The organism is Flavobacterium sp., from assembly GCF_027490375.1.
Taxonomy (GTDB): domain Bacteria; phylum Bacteroidota; class Bacteroidia; order Flavobacteriales; family Flavobacteriaceae; genus Flavobacterium.
This window is the reverse complement of sequence record NZ_JAIXYH010000075.1, coordinates 12,759-36,767: the sequence shown is the minus strand read 5'-3', so window position 1 is coordinate 36,767 and position 24,009 is coordinate 12,759. Positions and strand designations below refer to the sequence as shown.

Genomic DNA, 24,009 nt, shown 5'->3' with positions numbered 1-24,009 from the left:
ACCTTTGTGACGATGAAACTTCCTAAGATACTTTTAAAAATTATAAAGTACACTGCCGGCTCTGTAGTGTTGGTTTTGTTGCTCATGTTTTTGTTTCCGCTCCTTTTTCCCGAGTTTATTGAAAAAGAGGTAAAGGCGTATGCAAACCAACATATTGACGGTAAACTGGATTTTCAATCGAGCAGTTTGTCGTTCTTCAACCACTTCCCGTCGCTTACCTTATCCTTAGAGCGATTTAAGTTAAACGGTTCGGCGCCCTTTCAAGATCAGAATTTAGTTCGTGCTGAAGAAATAGCTTTTGGCGTCGATTTGTATAAGTTGGTATTTGAAAGTACAGTTGAAATCGATGAAATTTACGTCGAAAATCCCGAAATAAACATCAAAGTCGATACGCAAGGTCGCGCCAATTACAACGTCTATAAATCTGCTGAACCCACGTCGAAATCCGATTCTTCATCTACGGCCATTCGTTTGGAACACATCGAGATTAATAATGCAAAACTCGATTACGCCGACCAATCACTGAATTTCTTGTTTAATGCAGCAGGTTTTAATTACTTGGGTGTCGGAAACTTAAATCAAGCAGTTTTTGATTTGCAAACTACTGCTTCCATTCAAGCTTTGGATTTAGCATATGGTGGAAAACAGTATTTAAAAGACAAGAAAGTTCAGGCTGAATTAATCACAAAAATTAATACCAACTCGTTGGCTTTTACTTTTGAAAAGAACGATCTGATCATCAATAAATTAGCCGTTCGATTTAATGGTTTGTTCGAATTTTTGAACGACGGTTATTTTATGGATATCTCAGCCCGTGCCAGTGATTGTAATCTCGACGATTTGTTCTCGGCATTACCTCCTGAATATACGCAATGGCAAAGCCAAACAACGCTTCAAGGCAAAGCCGACGTTGGTTTTTCTATAAAAGGAAAATATGCTGCTGCAACCAATACCAACCCGAATTTCAATTTTTTATTTAACGTGCGAAATGGTTTGGTGAAAAGTAAATCGGCGCCCATGCCTATTGAAAACTTGAATTTTAAATTGTTGGTTTCGGCGCGGCAACTCAACTTTTCGCAAACCAATGTTTCTCTAAAGGATTTTAATTTTAAGCTTGGGAACGGTTTTGCAAAAGCAAATTATGTTTCTACAGGTATCGATCGGATTTTGATGAAATCGGATGTGCAAGCACGTTTTGATTTAAAAGACTTTTCTGAAGCATTGAATTTGGATTTTGTGAAGCTCCGCGGCTCGCTCAAGGCAGAAGGGACCATAGCCGGTGTATACGAAGCAAGCAAATCGCTGATGCCGAAAACCGATTTCGATTTGAGTTTGAAAAACGGTGAGATACGAAGTAGTTACTACCCAAATCCGATCCAGAATATTGATATAGTTGCCGGAGTTTTTAACAAAACGCCCAAGTTAAGCAGCACCAAAGTTGATTTAAGTAACATACAATTTACTTTCGAAAAGCAAGCTTTTACCGCTTCGGCTTTATTTGTGAACCCAGAAGATGTATCGTACAAAATTAAAGCGGCTGGTGCACTAGATGTAGGTCGAATAGCTAAAGTTTTCAAAGTTTCGAATGTTGATGGTTTTCTCGATATGAAATTAATTGTATCGGGCGCTGCGTCGGCTATTGCGGCAAAGAACTTTGGTGCCTTGCAAAACGATGGTTATCTGAAAGTTCGGAACATCCGTTTGAAAGCAGGCGTACTTCCGTTGGATTTTAAGGTCGAGAAAGGCGATTTTTCTTTTGTGAAGAATCAAATGAAGTTTGATGCGTTTACTGCTCGTTACGGTTCGTCGGAGTTGCGCATGAACGGACAAATTTTAGATGTAATTCCGTTTTTGTTTGAGAAAGATGCGGTGTTGAAAGGGAATTTCTTGTTTGAAGCCGATCAGTTGGTTGTGTCGGAATGGATGGCCGCAGCGCCGCAAACGCAAGAACGCGACACAGATGCTGCAACTAAAGCCAAGACTGAAGCAGCGAAAGCCAGTGGTGTAGTGGTAGTGCCCGCAAATCTGGATATTACCTTGCGTGCAAAAGCGCAAAAAATTATTTATAACGATTTGAATCTGAACGATTTCTCTGGCGCCGTACATGCCGATCGCGGAACTTTGCGATTAGCCAAAACAGGTTTCGATTTAATTGGTTGTAAAGTGGCTGCCAATGGAACGTACAAAAATTTCGGAACGGAAAAAGCAGGTTACGATTTACGACTTACCGCTTCAAATTTCGATATTAAACGCGCGTATAACGAAATCGAATTGTTTAGAACGGCAGCAAGTTCGGCAGCGAATGCTTCGGGTTTAGTATCGTTGGATTATCGCTTGAATGGCGTATTAAACGAAAATATGGAGCCGATATATCCGAGCATCGTAGGTGCGGGCTCGTTGACTTTGGAAGACATTAAGGTAAAAGGATTAAAGATGTTTTCGATTGTTGGAAAGAAAACGGGTTCGGATGCTGTAGCCAATCCGGATTTGAAAAAAGTTGTCGTAAAAAGCAGCATTCGAAACAATGTGATTACGATAGATCGGACGAAATTTGGCGCCGGATTGTTTCGTTTGCGATTTGAAGGAAAAACAAATTTTAACGGGCAGATGAATTTGAAACTGCGCGTTGGTTTGCCGCCTTTTGGTTTGATTGGAATTCCGTGCACGGTTCGTGGAACGAAAGACAATCCGAAGATTCGTTTTTTTAGTAAGAAAACTGATGAAACGGAAAGTGAAGCGCCCAAAGAATCGATGTTAATTAAGAACGATTCGTTGCCCGCAAAAGGAAACTAATTTTCGGTAACGATTACCCTAGCCCGGATGGCAGCGGCAGCCCGTAAAAAAAATACGGTTTCGTGAAACGGTGGGCAAGGGCGACCAAAGAAGCCCAATGCCTGCCGATTGAACGAACCGTATTTTTTGCGGACTACAGCGAACAGCCGGAATAGCTTCTGAAAATTTCAGCAATAAAGAGAATCTATTTCGCCGTTGCGATTACAAAATTGAGTTTGAGTTTTACGCCGATTTGCATTACGTCGACTAAATCTTGCACTTTATTGTCGGCCGGGAGTCGCACTACCACTACTTTATCACCTTTAAGCGTAGTTTGCTCTAAGAGTTTGTTCTCGAGTTCAGAGAAACTTACCTCAGTTTTATCGACAAAATAGCGTTGATCTTCGGTAACGGAAAGTGTAATGTGATCTTTGTTCGTTGTTTCGTTTGATTTTGCTTTTGGCAAGGTAAGTTTAATCACGTTTGGATTCGCCAAGGTCGAGATAATCAAGAAAAACAGGAACAAAAAGAACATGATATCGCTGAGCGATGCCGTCGGAATTTCGGGATGAAATCGTCTATTTCGCTTAATTGCCATGTTGTGGTTCGTGAATAATGTTGATTAATTCGAGTGTTTGTTTTTCGACTTTAAGCGCAAAGCTGTCGATCCACATATTGTACAAATGGTAAGCGGCGTAAGCCACAACCCCAACAACGAGTCCGGCTCCGGAGCTAATCATCTTTTCGTAGAGTCCGCCCGAAATGGTCTGAATATTCAAATTACCGGTGTTTGAAATGGTGTGGAAAATTTTGATTACACCGGAAATAGTTCCAATAAATCCGAGGATTGGCGCGATACCGGAGATGAGTCCGAGGTGGCCAAGTCCTTTTTCCATTTGGGAAATTTCGACGTTTGCGGTTTTTTCCATAACCGACTCTATTTCGCTGATCGGACGTCCGATTATAGCAATTCCGCTGCGTAAAATATTACCAGACGCGGTATTTTGGCGGTTACACACCATAAGTGCATTATCGATTTTTCCGGCTTTAAGCTGTGCTTTCACGTCGTGTAGCAATAGCACGTCTTGTTTGGTTGCTTTTTTGATGGAAAGGTAGCGTTCGACGATGACGAAAATGCAATAAAACAGCAGGATGATGATTGGGATAATCATGATACCGCCCTTCATCAAAAATTCGAGGTAGGATACATTTTCGGTTACACTAACATCGGTTGTGGCTGCAGCGGCTGCATTTGCAAGCGTGTCGGCTACGGTTTCGGTTTGCAATAAAATTGCGTTTAGGCTCATATGTTGTGGTTTTAGATCAAACGATTAAAAACAAAAATACTTTAATTATTTTCCTTTCTACAAACCATAACGATTGAAGTTTGCATTAATTGTGAACAGTTTTTTAAATGTATGGCGTTCGGTACACATTGGGTGCATTGTTCGTATGCTCGTTTGAATGGGAAAATGTGCAACGAATACAGATAAAAATCAGGTATTTTATGCTTTGATTATGAGTTTTAATGGAATAATAATACATTTTGCGTCGAATAATTGCTTTAATAAATGCAAAAAATGCGGCGAATAATTTTTTTACCGTGAAAAAAATACTATTTTTGGTGAAAGGAAGCGGTATGGGATTGTATATACATCAGTTGCGTGGTTGGCCAAAGTTTGCGTACGATGATTCGGAAATACTTCCGTTGCTAAGTCACGCTCGAAACTTACAAGGCCGTTTGATGGGGAAGATGGAGGCGATTGGTTTTGACTTGCAATCGGCTGCCGTTTTGAATACGCTCACTTTGGATGTGCTAAAAACTTCGGAAATAGAGGGCGAGTATCTAGATCAGCATTTGGTTCGTTCGTCAATTGCTCAAAAATTGGGAGTTGACATTGGTGGTAGTTTGAAGCTCGACCGCAACATTGACGGTGTTGTTGAAATGATGCTCGACGCTACGCAAAATTACCAAGAGCCGTTAACACACGAGCGTTTGTTTATGTGGCATAAGTGGTTGTTTCCGTCGAGGCCAAGCGGCTTACATCGAATGACGGTTGGTGCTTACCGCACGGGTTCTAACGGGCCAATGCAAGTAGTTTCGGGTGCGATAGGCAGGGAAACGGTTCATTTTGAAGCTCCAGATGCTGCATTAATTTCAAGAGAGATGGAAGTTTTTTTGGAGTGGTTTAACAGCGATGAAACTCCCGATCAGGTCTTAAAAGCTGCGATGGCGCATTTGTGGTTTGTAACGATACATCCGTTTTCGGACGGCAATGGCCGGATTGGGCGCGCGCTTACTGACATGCTTTTGGCTCGTTCCGATTCGAGTTCGCAACGTTTTTACAGTTTGTCGGCCAGTATTCGAATTGATCGAAAAAACTATTACGAAATTTTAGAGAAAACGCAGCGCGGCAGTTTAGACATCACCGAGTGGATGGTTTGGTTTTTACTCTGTTTGCTGAATTCGTTGAAGTTAACAGAGATTAATTTGAGTTTGGTTTTTGCAAAGGTAAACTTCTGGAAAAAGCATGCCGAAACGATACTCAGCGAGCGACAAAAACTGATTATCAATAAAGTTTTAGACGGTTTTGAAGGAAAATTAACTTCGGAGAAATACGCTAAAATTGGCAAATGTTCTAAAGATAGCGCGGTACGTGATTTAAACGATTTAATTGCCAAAAACGTTTTTACGAAATCGGACAGTGGTGGCAGAAGTACTTCGTATTTGTTGGTTTGAGGAGGGTGGAATGATTTGAAAAGAATCTTAGTTAAAAACTGTAGTTCCACCCGACTGTAAATTGCCTCGGTCTTAGCGAAAATTGGTACACATTTACAATGTTGGCTAAGCTGTTTGTAGTAGTGAAAAAGTCGGTATCGAAGATATTTAGTAATCCGGCTGAAAAAAACATTTTGCTTGATGGTTTATAAAAAAAATGTGCATTGAAAAGTACGTTGGTGTCTGTATTTTCTGTTTGCGAAGTGGTAGCGGTAGCCGCCTCAGTTCCGAAACTAATGCGAGTTACTTTACTGGTGTAAAAATCGAGTGTTGCCGTTTGAAACAAGGCTTTGTTATCTATCTGATTTATTTGCAGTAACGAGCTGCTGTAGAAAGCGTTTGCCTTGTAACCTGCTGCAAACCAAGTTCCTTTATCCCAACTGATTTCAAAATCAATGTTATGTGATTTGTTTCTGGAATTTAAGAATTCGTTGTTGAAGAATAGTTCGTTTTCGGTATATCTAAAATTGTAATTCAAGGTTGCGCTGAATGAACCAAGAAAACTTTTACGAATTGTTGTACCTAAGCGATAACTAAGAAAGGTATTTGGTCTTAGGATAACGTTATTAGTTATAAAACCGTTCGGATTTAGTTCACTGGCGAAGGTCACATCGGAGTTTGTTTGTTCCCAGCCGGCATTGATATTTACGTAAAAGCTTTGAAGGATATTATCGTAGTTTAAATAGGGCGTTACAGATTGCGTTTTCGTTTTATTGATAAAGAAAGGGTTTTGCGTTAGCGTATTGAAGCTGCTTAAAATTAATGACGGATATAAGTTTCTGAAGTCAGAAATAGCGTTATTAAGGACATAGTTAGCTCCTGCTGACCAAGTTGAATTGAATCTGTGCTTTACATTAAATCGAGGTTGAAAAAAGAAGTAGCTTTTATTTAATTGCAAATTGCTGTTGGCATTTTCGTTGGCTTGAACGTTTATCAACTCGCTAGCTAAATTCCAAGAAATACGTGTTTTCCCGAAGGTTACATTCGATTTGAGTTCGGTAGTTGAAGCGGTTTTATTGAATTTAAAGTTGCCTGTGAAAGGAAACACATCGCTTTCAGTTGTCGGCTGTTGTTGAAGTGCGCTATTGAATTGAAAGTGTTGATAGTTTACGTTTTGTTTTACTTTCCATTCCATTTTTGCGAATGCAAATTGGTATTCTGCGAAAGCGCCCGCATTAAATCGGTTCAATTGAATTTCTTGTCTTGTTTGTGCGTTTGCGGAAGTTGAATTGAATAGCGCTTCAAAGACGGGAGGAGCAACTAACAAATTTTCGTCTTTTTGCTCGTAATCCAATACTATACCTGTTTCAATCATTCTGTTTTTACCAAGTGCTTTTTTGAAATTTAGGTTGTTGCTTAAAAAGAAATCACGGCGATTGTAGTTTGAAAGAATTTCAACGTTATTCAAATTGCTATTTTCATTTCCAGAGTTGTCTATAAGTTTGATGTTAAAATTATTTTTGAGATAATAATTTTTCTTGTTGATTTCCAGATTATTGCCGGTTTGAAATCGCTGTATTCTGAGTTGATTTTTACTCAGATTTACATTGGTATTTGTGGCGTCGTTTGCTAAAAATGACGTTGTAATTTTGCTTTCAATGCTACTTAACTCGTTCACGTAGTTGGCATTCCATTTTACCAAAGTTGAGTCGTTTACTTTATACAAAGCGTCGTTGGTGATGGCTTTCGAATCGTTGTCGAGCCAAAATTTATCGGAAATAGCCACTCCATTGATGTTCGGCGGATTGATTATTTGAAGCTCTTCAAGTTTGAGTGCGTATAAATTCAAATTGTCGGATTGCAAGTCGTCACCTACATTTTTTAGTGTTTTCCCGATGTTATTTACTTTTAGAGAACCGATGTTCTGAAATTTATTTTTAAGATAGATCGGTGTAGCGTCGGCGTTTGCGGTAAGAAACGGAACTCCAATTTCGGTTTTGAGTGTGCCGAAGAACGCATCAACGCCGTCTTTAATTTTCAGATTTAAGGAAACTTGATCACTTTCAGTTCTACCAATGTCGATACGTTTGTGATGGTGCCTTTTCATCACATCAATAGTCTTTACGGCATCAGCAGGAATACCTTGTGTAGCGATGCTGTATCGGCCCTCGAGTAAATCAACGCCATTGATATACAAATGACTAATAGGCTTTTCGTTGTAAGTGATTTGGCCGTTTTCTTTAACAATTATGCCCGGAATTCGTTTAATGACATCTTCAATCGTGTAATCTTTTTCCGATTTTATACCTTCCACATTATACGATAATGTATCGCCTTTTACTTCTAGCTTGCTTTCTTTTTTAATTATGACTTCGTTTAACTCGTTGATTTTCTCCGTAAGCTTGAAGTTTTGAATGCTACTTTTTGCAGGAATTTTGATTAAAACCGATTCATAGCTGAAGTGTTTCACAGCAAGATAAATAGAATCGATTTTGGAGGTATTTTCGAGGTTTATTTCAAAGGATCCGTTGATTGTAGAAGTATCATAGGCTAAGATTTTATCGAGCGTATTGTCTGTGCTTACAGTTAATATGCAACCTTGAATTGCCTCATTTTTCTCATCTGTGATTGCTCCTTTGATTGTAATTTGCTGACTATACATAGAAAATGGCACCCCAAATAGAGATGCCAAAACAATTAATTTGTAAAATACTTTTACTAGTAGCATTACAATTATTCTCTTTCAGAAGGTTTTTTCATGTTTTTTAGCGAATGAGTTAAAGAAACGACGATTTTCTTTCTCTTAGGCAATAACCTGTTCTATTTTTAGTATTTTAGAATGTTAAGAATCTTGCTTTAACTAAGATTCATAAAATTACCGAAAACCGCAGATTAAAATTATTTGTTTTCAAAAAACAAGAGATTTTATCTTAACACTCGCAGTTATCTATTGTTGTGGCAATTTTCTTATAAGTGTAAGAGTATAATTATTAAAAGCAATTTTAGCGCAGTCTTTAAAACTAAGGTTCATTTAACCGTTCAATAGAATTGATTACATTTCTTACTTCAGCAGCTCGTACTGGTTCACCAGTGGCACTTTCAAGCTGAATATTTCCGCCCGCGGAGTCATCTCGATTCATAAACTTTATTTTTTCGTCTAAGCTCATTTCGTTAAACTTTTTTCGCAGGCGATAAAATTCATTAGCTTCAATACTTACAGTTGGTCTATTGTCTTCGTTAAAGAAATAAATTTCAAACTTTTTATTAAAATCAAAATAACCTTTTTTGAACTCATTTAGAGTAAAGTCAAAAGTTTTTTCTGAGTCAAAAATTCTCAAAATTAAACCTGGAAGCCCTTTAAATTTATAAGGCCCCGCAGATATTGGTATATCTGGCGCGTACCATGCTGTCCAATTTCGTCCATAAAAATCTAAAGTTGCCTTTTTACACTTATAATTACCAATTAGCGTATCGTTTTCATGCAATTGCCAATTAAGATGTATTTTATTTGAAAATTTATAAGTGTCACTGCCAATCGCTTCGTAGTGCATAACCTCATTGTTTTGCAAATAGATTAAATAATAAAACGGTAAAACGTTCATCATTATTTCGTCCACAGTGAGTTGTCGTTCCTCTTGTATCGTAGCGAAATTCACCATTTGATCAAACGTAAACAGAGACTCTTTGCCGTTACAAAGTAAAACAGTATTGGTTGTTTTGTAAAACTTAGAGGAAACAAATTTCTTGTAAGCGAAAGTGTATATTGCTTTAAATGAAGTACTTGGGCTTGATTTTTGCCCAAGTACATTCATCGAAATTAAGCAGAAAATTACACAGTAAAGCTGCCTATTCGCAAAGTGCATTCGAAACGGCTAATAGTTCACGAACATTTGGCTTTCTTCGCATAGTACCATTTGATTTTATCAAATTGGCAACATCAACTTCTAGATAGCCTGTGTAAGGAATTTCTACAGAAACGCACCAGCTTCCACATGCGTTAGTTAACAACGTGGACTGTTCATTACACTGTGCGTTAGAAGTAGTCGCAAAACCAATTACCGCAAAAAGGGTAAAAAATAGTTTTTTCATAAGTTAAAATTTTAAAGTTATACAGCGAATGTAATCAATATTAGTTGTATTTCAACGCGCACTGTATAATTTAACATTTATGAATCCTTTTATGTCACTTTTTGGGGATTATAGTGAATCTAAGTTAACTTATGTATCAAAATAACCTATTAAACGAATGAATTTATTTTCTCGAAAAGCGATTGTGAAATATTTGTTTATAACCAATACTTTATTTGTATAAGCAGCTAACAAGCTTATTATCTCTTGTGAAATAAAATAGAACTTAAAAGTCGAGTTTACGAAACCGCTGTGCGTTGCAAAATGAGCCAGAGTTTACTGGTTTATTTTGCTAACGAAATAAACATTTTACAGCCTAATTCGAACCAGTTTTCGCCTTTTTTGACAAAAATTAGTCGTACATCAAGAGCGTTTCCAATAAAGCCAATTCCTATACATTCTTCTTCACTCTCAGTTTTGTATTTTTTAAGAATGTCTTGTTGAGGAACAGAAGTACCGTGTTTAACTAGGTAAGCAGCTGTAAGCAGGCGTCCACGCGGATCGGCATTTGGATTCATATAATTAATATAACCCAATTGCTGATACAAACTATCGTTACCAAATTCAGAAACTGATTCTTCAGGGTCATAATTCTCATTAAAATTGTCCTTCGGAATACCTATTAATTTCGGAATTTCATGATACGCTAATTCAGCTTGTTCTACGATGCTTAGTGGTTTTTCTTGAATTTCAACGAGTAAGGCGCTTAGTTTTGCATCCTTTTCAATCCATTCTTGAAGGCGCTCGGGTGTGATTTCATTTTTCATTTACCGTAAATTTTTAAGCGTTCTTCGCTGTTGAGCCACTCGCTAAAAGAATAAGTTAAAGGCTGAAATTCTATACCGGTAATTGAATTTTTTTCAATTTCTTCTTTTAATCGCTCTGAAGCGATGAATTTAGCTCCCCCTTGAGCATAGCGAATGACAAACAAGTCGGTATCAACTTCTGGTTTAATTGTCAAATTGCTTATTAAGATATCGTTTTTAACATCTGATTTTTTTGCGGCAAGAAAATCTTCAAATGAGTTAAATGATAAATTTTTAACTGCAGCTTCACCACTACTGCTAATTTTCTTTTCGATTACAATTGATTTTGGAAAATCTACATACTCCATATTAGCGCTGGTAGGTATCATGACATAATAGTCATAAATCACCTCTTTATGGGAAAGTCCACAGGCAAAAAATTTGAAATTAATGCCTTCCAACTGTGCAAATATTTTAAATAATTTTTCACTTATGATTGGTTTAAACTGAAAACCAACAATACTAGCGTTTATAAAGTCAATTTTTTTTGCACCTTTTCTTAAAACTGGTGTAGCAATTATAGGATCGAAATCAAATTTTTCAAAATTGATTTGTTGTGTAAATCGTTTTTCATTCCAAACGTCGCAATTATACAATGCAGTAATGACAGGTGGAAATTGCCCCACAATTTTTTTCTCGGTTGAGTTTCTAAGACAAAAAAATTTCATTGTTTAAAATTCTATTTGATTGATATTTAAATTGGAATTTTGATTGATTTTATTCTTTATATAATTGATTTTCGATAGTACTTCGTTGTATACAGCATCATTTGTTTGATTTAAATTTATATCGTTCAGAAGAGCGTATATCCTTTGTGTATACTGATGATGTGAACCGCTATGCCTCGTTGTCGATAAAGGAATTCCATTCAAAGCAGTATCTAAATGAAAACCTTGATTAATCGTGGATTGCGCTGCTTTTTGGATAGCAGGGTGGTAAAAAAGAGCTCTTGGTATAATGTGATGCGCAATCCTAGAGTCTCCAGCCAACATGCCAAGTTTTTTCCTAAAAGCTGTTGAATTTCGCCCACCAAATGTAATTAAATTATCTACCACTACATAAACTAAATTATCAGCACGTCTAGCAAACTTAACTCCAGCTGAAAACCAACCTACAAATGGCATAGCACTTGCAAAACTAAGCGTAGCATTTACTCCGTCGCCTTCAACAGTATAAATTGTACCATTCACTAAATCACAAATTTCGCCAAAACCAGGAACTAAGCCGCCTAAATCTAGGATTAGATGACATGTCTCAAGATATGCTTTTGCATAAAGTCGATACTGTGAAATGTTAGGTTCTCGTTGCTTTATGATTGCACATTGATGCGAAAAAATTCTAAACCCTACTTGCAACCAATAAATTGGGTCATTGAAAAGGTTTTGATTTTCAGTGATAAATGTCTCGAAATGTTCAGAATTAGAAGGGTCAGCAAAATATCCTGAACTATTTGCATAGCATACAGCATTTGCAACGAGCTTCAACTCGTCGACATCTTCCGCTTCTATGGCGACACAAGCAGCCAAAGCTTCGGCTGAAATATTCGATATTTCGTTATTTGATAGAAGTGATAGTAGGTTTGTGAAATTTTGCCTGTTGTAATCATTGAAATTTGCGAGAAGTTCGCTCATCATTGCATTGTATGCTCCACTGTTGTTGCTAGCCCATGCCATTTGTCCATAATCTAGAGAATTCCAAATTTGGGCTGCACGTTGTATTCTCGTAAATTTTTTATCAGATTCCAGCCCGTAGTTTGGATCAAATGCGAAACCGCCTTCAGGAGCTATTGTGGGGTACGGGTTGTTAAATCCATGAGAGGCTGGTCCGCCGCCACCAGGTCCGGCTACAGGTTGCATGATCGTATAATCGTTAGGTAAAAAAAGACTAACATTGGCATAATCGGCACATAAGTGGCATAAATCACAAGTGCCTCTTTGTGCACATCTACCACCTCCGACGCAATGCACGTCAACTATAACGTTTATGACAACAATTCGGTTTGCAGCTTCAGTGTTAGTGATTTCCTTAATGCTGCCACTCAAAGTTACTTCTTGATTGTTTGTTAAATCGCTCCATACTTGGTCATCAGGTTTGATTTCTAACAAGCTATATTGCCATTGCAAGCCATCGTGGTAAACGACTAAATTGAAGAGACTTTTTTCCTTGACTATTTTAGGCTCTACTCTAAAACTGTAAGTAATTCTTTCATCGACAGTAGCTTTTTTAATTAGTTCCCAATCTATGTCGAACTCAAGTAGCTCGGGAGCTTCCATTGATCTTCTCCCTGTGTTTTGATTGTTTGAAATTTTTAAAGTTTTAGGAAAGTCGGTTATGCCTGTTTCCTCTTTAAACTGCTCGATACTGATTTCATTTTTGTTTTCAGAATGACTTTCATGCAGTTCTGTGTCTTCACAACTCCATAAAAAAGCTGTAAAAATGAACAATGTCCATAAAATTAGTTTTTTCATAAAAATGGTTTTTGTTGCCATATATGGCATTAATAATCACGAATATAAAAAAGAATTTTACTTGTCAGATATGGCAAGTGAAAAAAAGTGATTTTAATATAGCCCTCGGAAAAACAATTAAAGAAGTTCGCACAGCGCTACAGTTGAGCCAACTTGACGTGGCTAGTAAAATTGACGGTGAGTTTGATACAACAAATTTATCTCGAATTGAATCCGGAAGAATAGCAACGACAGTTTATACATTAGACCGTATATGCCGTGCTATGGGTATTTCGCTTGAAGACTTTTTTAAGGCTCACAGCGAGCGCAAATGATTTATTTGTAGTAAAAAGTAATTTTTAAGGTTTTTTAAAACCTCCCAATCTTTCAATCTCCCAATCTTCCAATCTTTCAATCTCGAAATCTTGTAATCTCAAAATCTCGCAATCTCAAAATCTCGCAATCTCGCAATCTCGCAATCTTTTAATCTCGCAATCTCCCAAAAAACAAAACTCCGGTAATCAGCCGGAGTTTCAATCATCAATCAAAAAACGAACAGTTAATCAGACTGTTGTTCGCCGTAAAAATCGTAAAACTTATTATTTATCCCAAATAAGTTTTTAAAATTTTGCTTCTTGAGGTATGTTTTAAGCGTCTGATTGCTTTTTCTTTAATTTGGCGCACGCGTTCGCGAGTCAAATCAAAGGTTTCACCAATTTCTTCTAAGGTCATCGGGTGTTGGTCGCCCAAACCAAAATACAAGCGCACTACATCGGCTTCTCTTGGAGTTAGGGTCTCTAACGAACGCTCAATTTCGGTGCGCAACGATTCGTGAATCAATTCGCGATCCGGATTCGGCGATTCGCCCGAGCGCAATACGTCGTATAAATTCGAATCTTCACCTTCCACTAAAGGAGCATCCATCGAAAGGTGACGGCCTGAGTTTTTCATCGACTCCTTCACGTCGTTTACCGTCATGTCGAGCTCTTTCGCAATTTCCTCGGCACTGGGCGGACGCTCGTTCGATTGCTCCAACAAAGCGTACATTTTGTTAATTTTATTGATCGAACCGATTTTGTTCAGCGGCAAACGCACAATACGCGATTGCTCGGCCAAAGCTTGTAAAATCGATTGTCTGATCCACCAAACGGCGTACGAAATGAATTTAAATCCACGTGTTTCGTCAAAACGTTGTGCGGCTTTTATCAATCCTAAGTTTCCTTCATTAATTAAATCCGGAAGTGTAAGTCCTTGATTCTGATATTGTTTAGCAACCGAAACCACGAAACGCAAGTTGGCTTTGGTAAGCTTTTCTAACGCGCGTTGGTCGCCGGCTTTAATCTTCTGTGCCAATTCAACTTCCTCATCAGCGGTAATCAAATCAACCTTTCCGATTTCTTGTAAATACTTATCTAACGATGCAGTTTCCCGATTGGTAACCTGCTTGGTAATTTTGAGTTGTCTCATTTTTTAACTCCTTGCTGTTATGGATACAGTACTTGTACGCAGCGGTCTGTCAAAAAGTTACACAGCCATTCAAAATTCTCAGAAATTATTTGTAAATACCTGATTATCTAATTGTTATTTTTTGGGCAATCCGCTGCGGCAATAGTGGAAATTCCGTACACCGCAGCGTCGCGCTTTTTGCTGCAAGGGTTCGCAAACAGCTGCGGCACACCGGCGGTTTAGCGTGCTTCCGCTGGTCGCTCTTAAAACTCGCGGTGCGCACGCGCTGTTTTTTGTCCCCTTTCCGCGTCAATCGCTATTGCGGCGTATCGTTTCCAAAAAAAATCTTGACGAAAAGTGCTTTTCAACCGACTAAATCTCGATAGCACTAAGTTACTTCATTAGTTTCGCTAACATCTGTGATGTAAACCGTACCAAAACCATTTTCAAAACTAATCTAAAAAAGACGTTATTGAGATGTGTTTTTGTATCTTTTTGAAGGTGGAGGTTGTAAGTTTGCGCTATCGAGGTTTTAGTGAAAAAACCTCAGAGAAAGCCATTTTATTTTAAAACGAAAAACATAAATTTGATTTATGAACGGTTCAAATTAGGAGAAGCCTCGAATAGATGTTTAAAATTAAATTCTGAACTTCACTTCAAAAATATAATAAGAATTGGTGAAGTTTACTTGAGATAAAAAAATTACGAGTATTTGATTTTTAATTGAAAAAAGTTAAATCGTGATCTATATCATTTAAGCAGTAATAAGAAGAAAAATCCGTATTAAATATTCAATACGGGCTTTATCTTGTGGCACTTTTAGATGTGAATTCCGCCCGATACTTCAATCCTCTGAGCATTGATCCATTTTGAATCAGCGGAACATAAGAAAACAACAACTCTACCTACATCATCAGGCAAACCTACTCTGCCAAGTGCCGTATTGCCAGCAATCATATCATTTAATGCTTTGTTATCTCGTACGGCACCTCCACCAAAATCGGTTTCAATTGCACCAGGCGCAATAGAGTTTACTCTGATTTTTCGAGAACCAAATTCTAAAGCTTGATAACGAGTTAAGGAGTCTATGCCCGCTTTCATAATAGCATATGCCGCATAATTTGGATAGCTAAAACGAGCTAAACCCGAAGAGGTGTTAACCATACTTCCGCCTTCATTTATTAAGGATAATAATTTTTGAGTAAGGAAAAAAGGTGCTTTAAGGTGGGTTGTTGCCATTTCGTCAAAACCTTCTTCGGTAGTATTTTCTATTGATGCGTAATATCCTGTTCCTGCATTGTTTACCAAAGCATCTATTCTGTTTTTTCCAAAATCTCTCTCCAAAATTTTCTTTAAGTCCGAAACGAATTCATCAAAAGAATTCACTTTTGCTAAATTCAATTGAAGATTGGCCGATTTTCTGCCCAATGCTTTTATTTGGTTTACTACGTTTTCTGCATCTGTTTTGTTGTTTTGAAATGTAATAATTACATCAAAACCACTTTTTGCTAATTGTAAAGCTGATTCTTTTCCAAGTCCGCGGCTTCCACCAGTTACTAATACTATTTTACTTGAATTGTTTTTCATTTTATAAATACTTTTTAGTTCCTATCAAATTTGTTTTCCTTTGACTATTCTTAGTTACATCCTACCCCCACCATTTACGATTATTTGTTGTCCGTTTATCCAAGCACCTTCAAGGCTTGCAAGAAATGCTACTACACCAGCAATGTCCTCTGGTTCTCCCATTCTTCCTAAATTCATTCCTTGGGCAATTCGTTTCATTTCTTCTTTTGAAACTTCTTTTTCCATCAAAGGTGTTCTGGTTGGTCCAGGCAAAACACTGTTGACGGATATTTGTCGATGCCCAAGTTCTTGAGCCAAAATTTCGGTAACTACTTTTCCGGCTGCTTTACTAGGCGAATAAATACCTAGACCTGCTGCAGGATATAGTGCACTTGAGGAGGAAATTTGAATAATACGTCCACCATTTCTAACTTTTTTGGCTGCTTGTTGAAAGACAAAATAAGTTCCTTTGTGATTCACAGCATTGATTCGATCGAAGTCCTCTTCGGTAACATCGGCAATAGGGATGCCCATTTTTGCAATTCCAGCATTTGCCACTACAATGTCGATACCACCAAACTTTTCAATAACTGCATCAAAAAGACCAATTATTTCTGAAACTTCACCAACATTTGCTTCAAAAGCTACCGCGTTGCCACCATTTTTCTGTATCTCATTTACCACTTCATTAGCTTGCGTCGCATCTCCAATATAATTAACGGCTACTGTGATTCCGTCTTTAGCTAAGCGAATGGCAATAGCCCGACCGATACCTGTCGCCGCTCCTGTTACCAATGCTATTTTTGTTGTTGAGGTTGTCATACTTTATAACTTTAAATCCTTTATTATGTTTAATAAAACCTATTTTACATTCAATTTATGAATTGATTTATTGTAAACCTGGATAATCGGTATAGCCTTTTTCATTACCCCCATAAAAAGTAGCACGGTCAGCTTCATTGAGTTCAGCGTTAAGTTCAAAACGTTTTACTAAATCGGGATTGGCGATAAAAGGAACTCCGAAAGAAATCATTTTGGCTATTCCTTTTTGTAATTCTTGTTCCGCAGATTCACGAGTATAACCCGCATTCGCAATGATGGTATGATGAGTTAGTGTGCCAAATGTTCCCATAACATCTTTTGCATACTGTTCAAAGCCAACTTCGGGAAGAAACAAAGGATTCATAAGGTGAATGTATGCCAAAGGCAAATTGTTCAATTCTTTAATTAAGTAAGAATAGGTTGCAATTGGATCGCTTTCGAGAATGCTGTTATAAGGAATACTAGGCGATAATTTGATACCTACTTTATTTATTCCAATTGCTGCTACCATTTCTTGCATTGCTTCCAGAATAAAACGACTACGGTTTTTGATGTTTCCACCATATTCATCAGTACGAATATTAGCACTTTCGGCTAAAAACTGATTTGGTAAGTAACCAGTCGCGGCGTGTAGTTCAACTCCGTCAAAACCTGCTTTGATTGCGTTTATCGCCGCTTGTTTGTAGTCTTGAATAACTTGTTTTACTTCTGCTGTTTCTAATACTCTTGGTTTTTCGTAATCTACTAGTCCTTGTGATGAAAAATGTTGTTGTCCTGTAATAGCAATTGCCGATGGTGCAACTGGTAATATTCCATTTTTATCTGCCGAATGTGCTACACGACCGGTATGCCAAAGTTGGGCGAAAATTTTACCTCCATATTGATGTACTGCGTCAGTTACTTTTTTCCAGCCTACAATTTGTTCTTCAGTATAAATTCCTAGAGTGAAAGGACTTCCTAATGCTTGTTCGGAAATATTAATGCCTTCTGTAATGATTAAACCAGCAGTGGCTCTTTGGGAGTAATACAATGCGGTTAAATCATTTGCTACACCTTTTCCTTCTCCACGAGCACGTGTCATAGGAGCCATAACTATCCTGTTTTTTAGGATTAAGTTTCCAATTTTATTTGCTTCTAATAATTTCATTTTTTTACTTAATACTATTAATTTCGCCATATCTTCCGGCATAAAAATCTCGATAAGCAACGCATATATCATCTAGCGAGTTCATCACAAACGGACCCTCTGATACAATTGGTTCTGTATATTCTTCTCCACCAAATACTATAACATCGATAGTGGTTTCTGATGTGTTTTTTATTTCAATTTCTCCTGCTTTCCATCCAAATTCTACAAACTCTCCAGCCTGAAATTCGGCATCGTTGAGTATTGTATTTTGTGTGGTCAAAAAAGCGGCTACCTCAATTTTATCCTGAAAGTTGACAGAAAATTGCTTCCCCTTTTCTAAATGAATATGATATAAAAACTGTTCAGAATAATTTGGAATCTTGGAACTCAATTCTTCATAGTTACCTACAATTACCTTTATCCAACCTGCATCATTGGATAATACTTTTTTGGGTACTTGATCTGCTTGAATCGCAATATGATCTGGTTTCTCTGATTTATTTTTAGCAGGCAGATTAATCCAAAACTGAAAGCCTTGAATTATTTTACTATCTGTTTGAGAGTCGAAATTAAAATTTTCGTCGTGTACGATTCCATTTCCTGCTTTCATCCATTGCATACCGCCTGAATATATTTTTCCTGTATGTCCTGCACTGTCAAAATGTTCTACTTCTCCCTGAAGAATATAAGTTAATGTTGCAATTCCACGATGCGGATGTGCACCCATTCCGTTTTTATTGACAACTTCTTTGATAGTTGGTGCTACGTAATCTAGAAACACAAAGGGCCCTACTTTTTTGGTATAGCTATTAGGCAACATTCGATTGATAATCAAAGGACCGAGGTCTGTTTTATTCCCTTTGGTTGAGAAACTGGCTTCCTTTTTCATTGTATAGGGTTTGTTTATTTTATTCACCTTTTTTAACTATTCATTGCTAACTTCATTTCTGTTTTAGCTGAAATAAACTTTTTGTTAGTGAAGATTTTATTATTTAAATTTTATCTTGATAGTAATAGGATACTCCTAAAATTGTTAAAAACACAATTGGTGCAACGGCTACTGAAATTGAATCTCCACTGGCTGTATGAGCGATAAATGCAGAAACAAAGGTTACAGCAAATCCAAAATAAGCGAAGGATTTAATTTTATTAGGAACATGTGGAAGAATTAATGCTAAAGCGCCTAAAACTTTGAGAACACCGAGTTCAATTCTAAAATAATCGGGAAATCCTAAATGTACAAATGCTGCTTTCATCTCCTCGTTAGTAAAATACCCGAATGCACTAAAAAGCATCATGGCACTAATAATTCCTGTAGTTGTCCAATAAATGATTTTGTTCTTGTTCATTTTTTCTAATTTTTAAATGGTTATTTTATGTCTATTTTGATACTGTAAAATTGCAATAGTACTACCCCATAAAACGATGCGATATGATAAAAAAAACCATTGACAAATGTCAATGGTTTTCAAAGTAGGTTTGGTTTACTAGTAATTATTATTCTGCAAAACTTCCGCCACTCATAGCTTTCATGAAAGCTTGTGGATTCCAGTACTCACGGTAGTGCACTATAAGTCCATCTCGAAAGGTTACGAAAGTAGCATAACTCATTTCATACGGATTACCATTACCAATAACAACACCTGAAGCACTCCATTCAGCAATAGCAACATTGGCGTCATCTGTCTCGTAGATTTTTAATGTAGGAAGTGATTTTACATTAATGAAATTTGGGTAATCTTTCAAATAAGCATACAATGCTTCACGACCTTCAAATCGTGCTTGAGAACCTTCTGGAGCAAAAGGGAATTCAGCCACTACATCATCGGCACAAAGCTCAGACCAACCTTTCATATCTTTTGCTAGAAATGTGTCTAAACTATTTCGTAAAAGTTGAGCAGCTGTTTTGTTTTTTAAATTTTCCATTTTTGATTTAATGTTATTTATATTATTGATTTTATAAGGTAAAGTTGCATCACAATCAATGCTGATATAGATGCTATATGGTAAAAAAGATCGTTGCCATTTATCAACGGTTTTTATTGATATCGCTAAAATGCAGTTATATATTCACTACAATTTTTCCAAATTGTTGGTTGGATTCTAAATAATTGTGTGAAGCGACGATGTCATCAATATTAAAAACTTTATCGATAACAGGTTTTAATTTTCCTTCGGCTAATCCTTTGTCAATAAAAGTGATGGCTTGAATTAAAACTTCCATATTACCCATTACTTCAATAGCTGAATAGCCTCGAATAGTTAGTGTTTTCATTAAAACATCAAATGCAGGAAAACTAGCCGGTTCGTGACTCAATGTGCCGTAAACAAATACTTTTCCGTTTTCGGCTACCGAGCTTAATAGAGTACTGAATTTTGCTCCAACAACAGGATCTAAAATTAGATTTGCACCTCCATTATCTGTGATTTTTAACACCTCAGCTGCAATGTCTTGTTCTGATGTTACAATTACGTGGGCCGCACCCGCTTTTAACAAAGCTTCTTTTTTCTTTTGCGAAGTAGTCAAAGCGATAGCAATACCTCCAACGTAGTTGGTCATTTGAATGGCTGCCAATCCAGCACTGCTTGAAGCGGCATTAATTACTACAAATTGTCCCTCTTTTAATTGACCTGAATGCACCACCATGCCATACATTGTTAAATAACTTGTCCAAACAGATGCAGCTTCCTCAAATGATAAGTTAGATGGATATTTGTGTACTGCATAGGCTGGCATATTAATATATTCGCCATAAGAAGCATAAGAGTGTAACGAAAAACCTGGAACAACATTTACTAGGTCACCAACAGAAATATTGGTAACTTCAGCTCCAACGGCTTCAACAATTCCTGCGGCTTCGTAACCAATTTTGGCAGGAAAAATAGGATTTTCGATGTACATTCCTTGACGGTACATAGCATCGGCTCTGTTAACACCTATTGACTTCACTTGAATTCGTATTTCTTGCGCTGCTGGAAAAGCAACTTCAACTTGTTCTACTTTTAATACTTCTGGTGTTCCTGCTTCATGGAAAACAACCGTTTTAGACATTTTTGATACATTACTCATTGTTTTATTTTTTTTAGATTATACTAATTTTTGATAAGGCAAAGTTGCATCAAGCGTGTGCCTAGCCACAATGAGATATGATAAAAAAAACCGTTGACATTTGTCAACGGTTTTTGTGAAATGTAAAATTGAGTCTTTACTTTTTTGCGTTTTTTCTAATTCGGCTCAGGGTTTCTTTGGTTATGCCTAAGAAGGAAGCAATAAGATGTTGCGGAAATCGTTGAATAAATTGAGGATGATTTTTTGCAAATTCTTCATACCGTTTTTCAGCTGTATTGCTAATAGTAGAGTTTAATCTTCGTTGGTTGGCAATAGCATTTCGTTCATCCATTATTCGAATCATTTCTGTAATTGATGGGATTTTAGCCATTAAATCAAGCATATCGGCTCTAGTTATAAGTAGTATGTCGGTATCTTCCCATGCATCAATATTATAAACAGATGGTGTAAGCATAGTAGAGCTTTCTCGGTCGTTTGCCCAATAATTTTCAATGAATAGTTGTACAATATGTTCTACACCTTTGTCATCTACGCGGTATTGTCGCATCGCACCTTTAACGATAAAGCCAGCATATTTACAAACATCGCCTTCTTGTAAAAAGTATTGTTTTTTTCTGAGTTTTTTGGGTTGAAAAGAGGTTGTAACTAATGCCTGTTCTTCAGCAGTAAGCGGCAATTTACTATACTGATTGATGTATGCTATTAATTTTTCGTGCATCAATTTTAAAGATTTCATTAAAGCAATGCAAAATATAAAATATTTTCTCGGCAGAGCATTAGTTGTTTACTTTGTGGTATCATTTACTTTTTGAATATCTACAGAATGCTTAAAACTGATGATTTTACCCTTTTCCAATTTCCAAACGTGAGCTATTATTGCGATGAATAATTTGCTTGTAATTTTATAATTTCCATTTTAGCTTTCGTAAGCTATCACTTATTCATTGCTGTCAGCATTATCTACTTGAGTAAATTTATTACCAATCCGATAGCGCGAATTTACTTCGTCTGTACGGCTAAAGTTTTGGAGCAACGTGCCCCGAAATCATTTTCAAAACTAATCTAAAAAAGACGTCGTTGAGATGTGTTTTTATATTTTTTGAAGGTTTGGATTATAATATTGTGTTACAGAGAGAAATAGTTCTAATTTAAAACAACTCGTATTTTGTCAAAGCTATCAGATTCTAATTTTAAATAACAGTTGAAACGAGTTTTATATCAAACCTTACTTTTTCGGCGGCGGTAAAAAGCGGTTACTAGAATATTTATGAGCAATAGGATAGAGAAAATCCAGATTAAGTTAATTTTTTTCTTCTGCTGTTGCATTATTTCGTTTTCCCGCATGCGCGTTTCTTCAAGCCATTTCGATTTTGTCTCTTCAGAAAGATTTTTTTCAGTAGTTATCAGTACATAGTCTGCTTCATATTTTAGTGATACCATTAGATTATAATGTGCAAAAACTTGCATCAATATAAGTACAATTAATGCCAAAGAGATGTTATTCAGAAAGCGTATCATTTAAGTAGCCAGTTATTGTTGGTGTTGTAGAAAGAAGGATTTTTCATAAAAGTGATAAATCCAGATGGCGAGGTTATAAGCGGTGTAATCATTATTCCTCCAATTCATAAAGCTTCGGAAGTTAAAGATGGAAATTTTTTGCCAACTATTTCATCTAAAGTTAAATTTCTCAAGAGTAAAACTCATCAATGATCAGATCCTGAAGCATACCAATAGAAAAAGCCAGTTACACATGCTAGTATTAACAAGACATCGATTAGTAAGACACACTGTTTTAATCTTTGATTTTTTGTGATCATACACAAGCCGTTTAAGTATGAATATAGGAAAGCTAAAGTTCCAGCTATTAAATTCCATTTTTGAAAGTTGGCAATGCTTTGAAACTTCCATGAAGAACTACCGCTCCATATTTGGTAAACATTTATGTAATCTGTTGGATTTTCAGTTATGGCAGTATATTCAGAAAAAAAGCTAATCGATAAAACTAAGCCTAAGATTGATGCTATTATCAATTTGATTTTCAAAATTTTCTTCATTTATCACTTTTTACAAGACGCGAAATTTTGTTGAGACATTTGGGTTTCCGTACCCAAAAGTAGTAAGGCGTGTGTTCGTATTGCAATTCGGCCAATAAATCTACGCCGGTGAAGCGGCCTAAGGCTGGGTCGTACGCGCGGAAGGTCATGGCGTAGTTGTTTTCGCTAAGCTCAGCCTAGTTTTAGTGCTGAAAACCATATTTATAACCAGGTCTTACAATAACATTATATGCTGACCGCTATAGGTCAAAACAAATTTTTACGAATAGCATTATAACTATAGCAGATGCTAAAAGCGGAAACCTAACCAAATTAAATTTTTGTACAGGATTAAGTTGATTCCATTCTGCAAAATCTTTTCTGCTGTAATATATATAAGCAGCTAATGCAATTGAAAACCCTAAAAGTGTTAAGATATCTTCCATTTTAATTTTCTCTATATAGTCTAATTTTTGTATCTCAAAAAAATCAAGTGTTCTGTTGGCAAATATCGTTCCTGCATTCAAAACGTGATTTGCGTTTTCTGCGTCTAGATATTTAAAAAATTTCTCGCCGAACTTTGCAGATGGTATAATCTGTAATGCAGTTTTGGTCAAGAATTTTTCAGTCGGCCATTTTTCCTTATAAATATCATTACCCAAATCTACAACTGTCCCCGTTAAAGATACAATACCACCGTAGGAAATTAAAAGCGCGCCGAATGGTGCTCCAAACCCTTTTAAAATTAAAGCAGTATCAATGAGCACTGATAAGTCCCCCGTATCTTGAAGGAAATTTGCAATATTGCCTATTTGTTTTGCAGTTCTTTCTTTAAATAAATAGCGGTAAACGTAAGAATTATTATAAACATGCCATTGAAGTCTTTCTCACGCTCTCCGAAGTCTCCCGACTTCGGGATAATTTTTACCACACTCTCTGAAGTCTTCCGACTTCTGAGCAATCTTTCAAAGCTCAAAAACCAGCAAAACAGCGTCTTGTGTATTTGTAATGTCTTGTTAGTGCGCTTTTTTTAATTATACCTCAAAGTCGGGAGACTTTTCGGAGCGAGGG

Annotated in this window: 23 protein-coding genes; 3 read left to right on the top strand and 20 right to left on the bottom strand. The window is 36.8% G+C overall.

All coding sequences use genetic code 11. The annotated features are described in order from the left end of the window. The first annotated feature begins 12 nt into the window (after positions 1 to 12). The gene (locus Q0064_RS11310) at positions 13 to 2,793 is read left to right on the top strand and encodes an AsmA family protein (RefSeq protein WP_298148340.1); all 2,781 of its coding nucleotides are present in this window, start codon (positions 13 to 15) and stop codon (positions 2,791 to 2,793) included. Positions 2,794 to 2,977: 184 nt separating this feature from the next. Here the strand turns inward: Q0064_RS11310 and Q0064_RS11305 are convergent, their stop codons facing one another. Next, entirely contained in the window at positions 2,978 to 3,370 is a 393-nt protein-coding gene (locus tag Q0064_RS11305) for a biopolymer transporter ExbD (RefSeq protein ID WP_094487033.1), read from the bottom strand. Next, positions 3,360 to 4,079, bottom strand: a complete 720-nt coding sequence (locus Q0064_RS11300; RefSeq protein WP_298148339.1) for a MotA/TolQ/ExbB proton channel family protein — start codon at positions 4,077 to 4,079, stop codon at positions 3,360 to 3,362. The genes Q0064_RS11305 and Q0064_RS11300 overlap by 11 nt, the downstream gene beginning before the upstream one ends. A gap of 296 nt (positions 4,080 to 4,375) precedes the next feature. Between Q0064_RS11300 and Q0064_RS11295 the strand changes: the two genes are divergently transcribed. Further along, positions 4,376 to 5,512: a Fic family protein gene (locus Q0064_RS11295; RefSeq protein ID WP_298148338.1), complete on the top strand. Its 1,137-nt coding sequence runs from the start codon at positions 4,376 to 4,378 to the stop codon at positions 5,510 to 5,512. A 31-nt stretch (positions 5,513 to 5,543) separates the two neighbouring features. Here the strand turns inward: Q0064_RS11295 and Q0064_RS11290 are convergent, their stop codons facing one another. The 6 genes from Q0064_RS11290 to Q0064_RS11265 all read right to left on the bottom strand — a co-directional run bounded on the left by Q0064_RS11290 (position 5,544) and on the right by Q0064_RS11265 (position 12,893). Continuing rightward, positions 5,544 to 8,183, bottom strand: a complete 2,640-nt coding sequence (locus Q0064_RS11290) for a hypothetical protein (RefSeq protein WP_298148337.1) — start codon at positions 8,181 to 8,183, stop codon at positions 5,544 to 5,546. Between the two features lie 328 nt (positions 8,184 to 8,511). Further along, entirely contained in the window at positions 8,512 to 9,354 is an 843-nt protein-coding gene (locus Q0064_RS11285) for a GLPGLI family protein (protein WP_298148336.1), read from the bottom strand. Next, positions 9,338 to 9,580 (bottom strand): hypothetical protein, encoded by a 243-nt coding sequence (locus Q0064_RS11280; protein WP_298148335.1) that lies wholly within the window; start codon positions 9,578 to 9,580, stop codon positions 9,338 to 9,340. Before Q0064_RS11280 ends, Q0064_RS11285 begins: the two co-directional genes overlap by 17 nt. A gap of 323 nt (positions 9,581 to 9,903) precedes the next feature. Further along, entirely contained in the window at positions 9,904 to 10,386 is a 483-nt protein-coding gene (locus Q0064_RS11275) for a hypothetical protein (protein ID WP_298148334.1), read from the bottom strand. Continuing rightward, entirely contained in the window at positions 10,383 to 11,093 is a 711-nt protein-coding gene (locus Q0064_RS11270; RefSeq protein WP_298148333.1) for a hypothetical protein, read from the bottom strand. Before Q0064_RS11270 ends, Q0064_RS11275 begins: the two co-directional genes overlap by 4 nt. Positions 11,094 to 11,096: 3 nt before the next feature. After that, positions 11,097 to 12,893, bottom strand: a complete 1,797-nt coding sequence (locus tag Q0064_RS11265) for an AHH domain-containing protein (protein ID WP_298148332.1) — start codon at positions 12,891 to 12,893, stop codon at positions 11,097 to 11,099. Between the two features lie 23 nt (positions 12,894 to 12,916). Between Q0064_RS11265 and Q0064_RS11260 the strand changes: the two genes are divergently transcribed. Then, on the top strand, positions 12,917 to 13,207 hold the full coding sequence (locus Q0064_RS11260) for a helix-turn-helix transcriptional regulator (protein WP_298148331.1): 291 nt from the start codon (positions 12,917 to 12,919) through the stop codon (positions 13,205 to 13,207). A gap of 268 nt (positions 13,208 to 13,475) precedes the next feature. Here Q0064_RS11260 and Q0064_RS11255 read toward each other — a convergent pair whose 3' ends face one another. From Q0064_RS11255 to Q0064_RS11200, 12 genes are all read right to left on the bottom strand, one after another. Then, complete coding sequence (locus Q0064_RS11255) at positions 13,476 to 14,339, bottom strand: sigma-70 family RNA polymerase sigma factor (RefSeq protein ID WP_026707723.1); 864 nt, start codon at positions 14,337 to 14,339, stop codon at positions 13,476 to 13,478. Positions 14,340 to 15,137: 798 nt separating this feature from the next. After that, positions 15,138 to 15,905 (bottom strand): SDR family oxidoreductase, encoded by a 768-nt coding sequence (locus Q0064_RS11250; protein ID WP_298148330.1) that lies wholly within the window; start codon positions 15,903 to 15,905, stop codon positions 15,138 to 15,140. A gap of 54 nt (positions 15,906 to 15,959) precedes the next feature. Next, the gene (locus Q0064_RS11245) at positions 15,960 to 16,706 is read right to left on the bottom strand and encodes a glucose 1-dehydrogenase (RefSeq protein WP_298148329.1); all 747 of its coding nucleotides are present in this window, start codon (positions 16,704 to 16,706) and stop codon (positions 15,960 to 15,962) included. 67 nt (positions 16,707 to 16,773) lie between these two features. Next, complete coding sequence (locus Q0064_RS11240; RefSeq protein WP_298148328.1) at positions 16,774 to 17,853, bottom strand: alkene reductase; 1,080 nt, start codon at positions 17,851 to 17,853, stop codon at positions 16,774 to 16,776. 4 nt (positions 17,854 to 17,857) lie between these two features. Beyond that, entirely contained in the window at positions 17,858 to 18,724 is an 867-nt protein-coding gene (locus Q0064_RS11235) for a pirin family protein (protein WP_298148327.1), read from the bottom strand. A 103-nt stretch (positions 18,725 to 18,827) separates the two neighbouring features. Continuing rightward, positions 18,828 to 19,184, bottom strand: coding sequence for a DoxX family protein (locus tag Q0064_RS11230; RefSeq protein WP_298148326.1), 357 nt, complete (start codon positions 19,182 to 19,184; stop codon positions 18,828 to 18,830). 148 nt (positions 19,185 to 19,332) lie between these two features. After that, positions 19,333 to 19,761, bottom strand: a complete 429-nt coding sequence (locus Q0064_RS11225) for a nuclear transport factor 2 family protein (RefSeq protein ID WP_298148325.1) — start codon at positions 19,759 to 19,761, stop codon at positions 19,333 to 19,335. 136 nt (positions 19,762 to 19,897) lie between these two features. After that, complete coding sequence (locus tag Q0064_RS11220; RefSeq protein ID WP_298148324.1) at positions 19,898 to 20,905, bottom strand: zinc-dependent alcohol dehydrogenase family protein; 1,008 nt, start codon at positions 20,903 to 20,905, stop codon at positions 19,898 to 19,900. Positions 20,906 to 21,041: 136 nt separating this feature from the next. Continuing rightward, positions 21,042 to 21,641: a Crp/Fnr family transcriptional regulator gene (locus Q0064_RS11215; protein WP_366095171.1), complete on the bottom strand. Its 600-nt coding sequence runs from the start codon at positions 21,639 to 21,641 to the stop codon at positions 21,042 to 21,044. Between the two features lie 482 nt (positions 21,642 to 22,123). After that, the gene (locus tag Q0064_RS11210) at positions 22,124 to 22,396 is read right to left on the bottom strand and encodes a hypothetical protein (RefSeq protein ID WP_298148323.1); all 273 of its coding nucleotides are present in this window, start codon (positions 22,394 to 22,396) and stop codon (positions 22,124 to 22,126) included. Between the two features lie 212 nt (positions 22,397 to 22,608). Next, the gene (locus tag Q0064_RS11205) at positions 22,609 to 22,959 is read right to left on the bottom strand and encodes a hypothetical protein (protein ID WP_298148322.1); all 351 of its coding nucleotides are present in this window, start codon (positions 22,957 to 22,959) and stop codon (positions 22,609 to 22,611) included. A 239-nt stretch (positions 22,960 to 23,198) separates the two neighbouring features. Then, entirely contained in the window at positions 23,199 to 23,705 is a 507-nt protein-coding gene (locus Q0064_RS11200) for a hypothetical protein (RefSeq protein ID WP_298148321.1), read from the bottom strand. Between the last annotated feature and the right edge of the window lie 304 nt (positions 23,706 to 24,009).

Coding starts and splice junctions, on each gene's coding strand:
- Q0064_RS11205 (WP_298148322.1), bottom strand. CDS start 22,959: ATGAAGAAAATTTTGAAAATCAAATTGATAATAGCATCAATCTTAGGC.
- Q0064_RS11305 (WP_094487033.1), bottom strand. CDS start 3,370: ATGGCAATTAAGCGAAATAGACGATTTCATCCCGAAATTCCGACGGCA.
- Q0064_RS11245 (WP_298148329.1), bottom strand. CDS start 16,706: ATGACAACCTCAACAACAAAAATAGCATTGGTAACAGGAGCGGCGACA.
- Q0064_RS11220 (WP_298148324.1), bottom strand. CDS start 20,905: ATGAGTAATGTATCAAAAATGTCTAAAACGGTTGTTTTCCATGAAGCA.
- Q0064_RS11280 (WP_298148335.1), bottom strand. CDS start 9,580: ATGAAAAAACTATTTTTTACCCTTTTTGCGGTAATTGGTTTTGCGACT.
- Q0064_RS11225 (WP_298148325.1), bottom strand. CDS start 19,761: ATGGAAAATTTAAAAAACAAAACAGCTGCTCAACTTTTACGAAATAGT.
- Q0064_RS11235 (WP_298148327.1), bottom strand. CDS start 18,724: ATGAAAAAGGAAGCCAGTTTCTCAACCAAAGGGAATAAAACAGACCTC.
- Q0064_RS11270 (WP_298148333.1), bottom strand. CDS start 11,093: ATGAAATTTTTTTGTCTTAGAAACTCAACCGAGAAAAAAATTGTGGGG.
- Q0064_RS11260 (WP_298148331.1), top strand. CDS start 12,917: ATGGCATTAATAATCACGAATATAAAAAAGAATTTTACTTGTCAGATA.
- Q0064_RS11255 (WP_026707723.1), bottom strand. CDS start 14,339: ATGAGACAACTCAAAATTACCAAGCAGGTTACCAATCGGGAAACTGCA.
- Q0064_RS11215 (WP_366095171.1), bottom strand. CDS start 21,641: ATGAAATCTTTAAAATTGATGCACGAAAAATTAATAGCATACATCAAT.
- Q0064_RS11285 (WP_298148336.1), bottom strand. CDS start 9,354: ATGCACTTTGCGAATAGGCAGCTTTACTGTGTAATTTTCTGCTTAATT.
- Q0064_RS11300 (WP_298148339.1), bottom strand. CDS start 4,079: ATGAGCCTAAACGCAATTTTATTGCAAACCGAAACCGTAGCCGACACG.
- Q0064_RS11275 (WP_298148334.1), bottom strand. CDS start 10,386: ATGAAAAATGAAATCACACCCGAGCGCCTTCAAGAATGGATTGAAAAG.
- Q0064_RS11265 (WP_298148332.1), bottom strand. CDS start 12,893: ATGAAAAAACTAATTTTATGGACATTGTTCATTTTTACAGCTTTTTTA.
- Q0064_RS11240 (WP_298148328.1), bottom strand. CDS start 17,853: ATGAAATTATTAGAAGCAAATAAAATTGGAAACTTAATCCTAAAAAAC.
- Q0064_RS11310 (WP_298148340.1), top strand. CDS start 13: ATGAAACTTCCTAAGATACTTTTAAAAATTATAAAGTACACTGCCGGC.
- Q0064_RS11250 (WP_298148330.1), bottom strand. CDS start 15,905: ATGAAAAACAATTCAAGTAAAATAGTATTAGTAACTGGTGGAAGCCGC.
- Q0064_RS11230 (WP_298148326.1), bottom strand. CDS start 19,184: ATGAACAAGAACAAAATCATTTATTGGACAACTACAGGAATTATTAGT.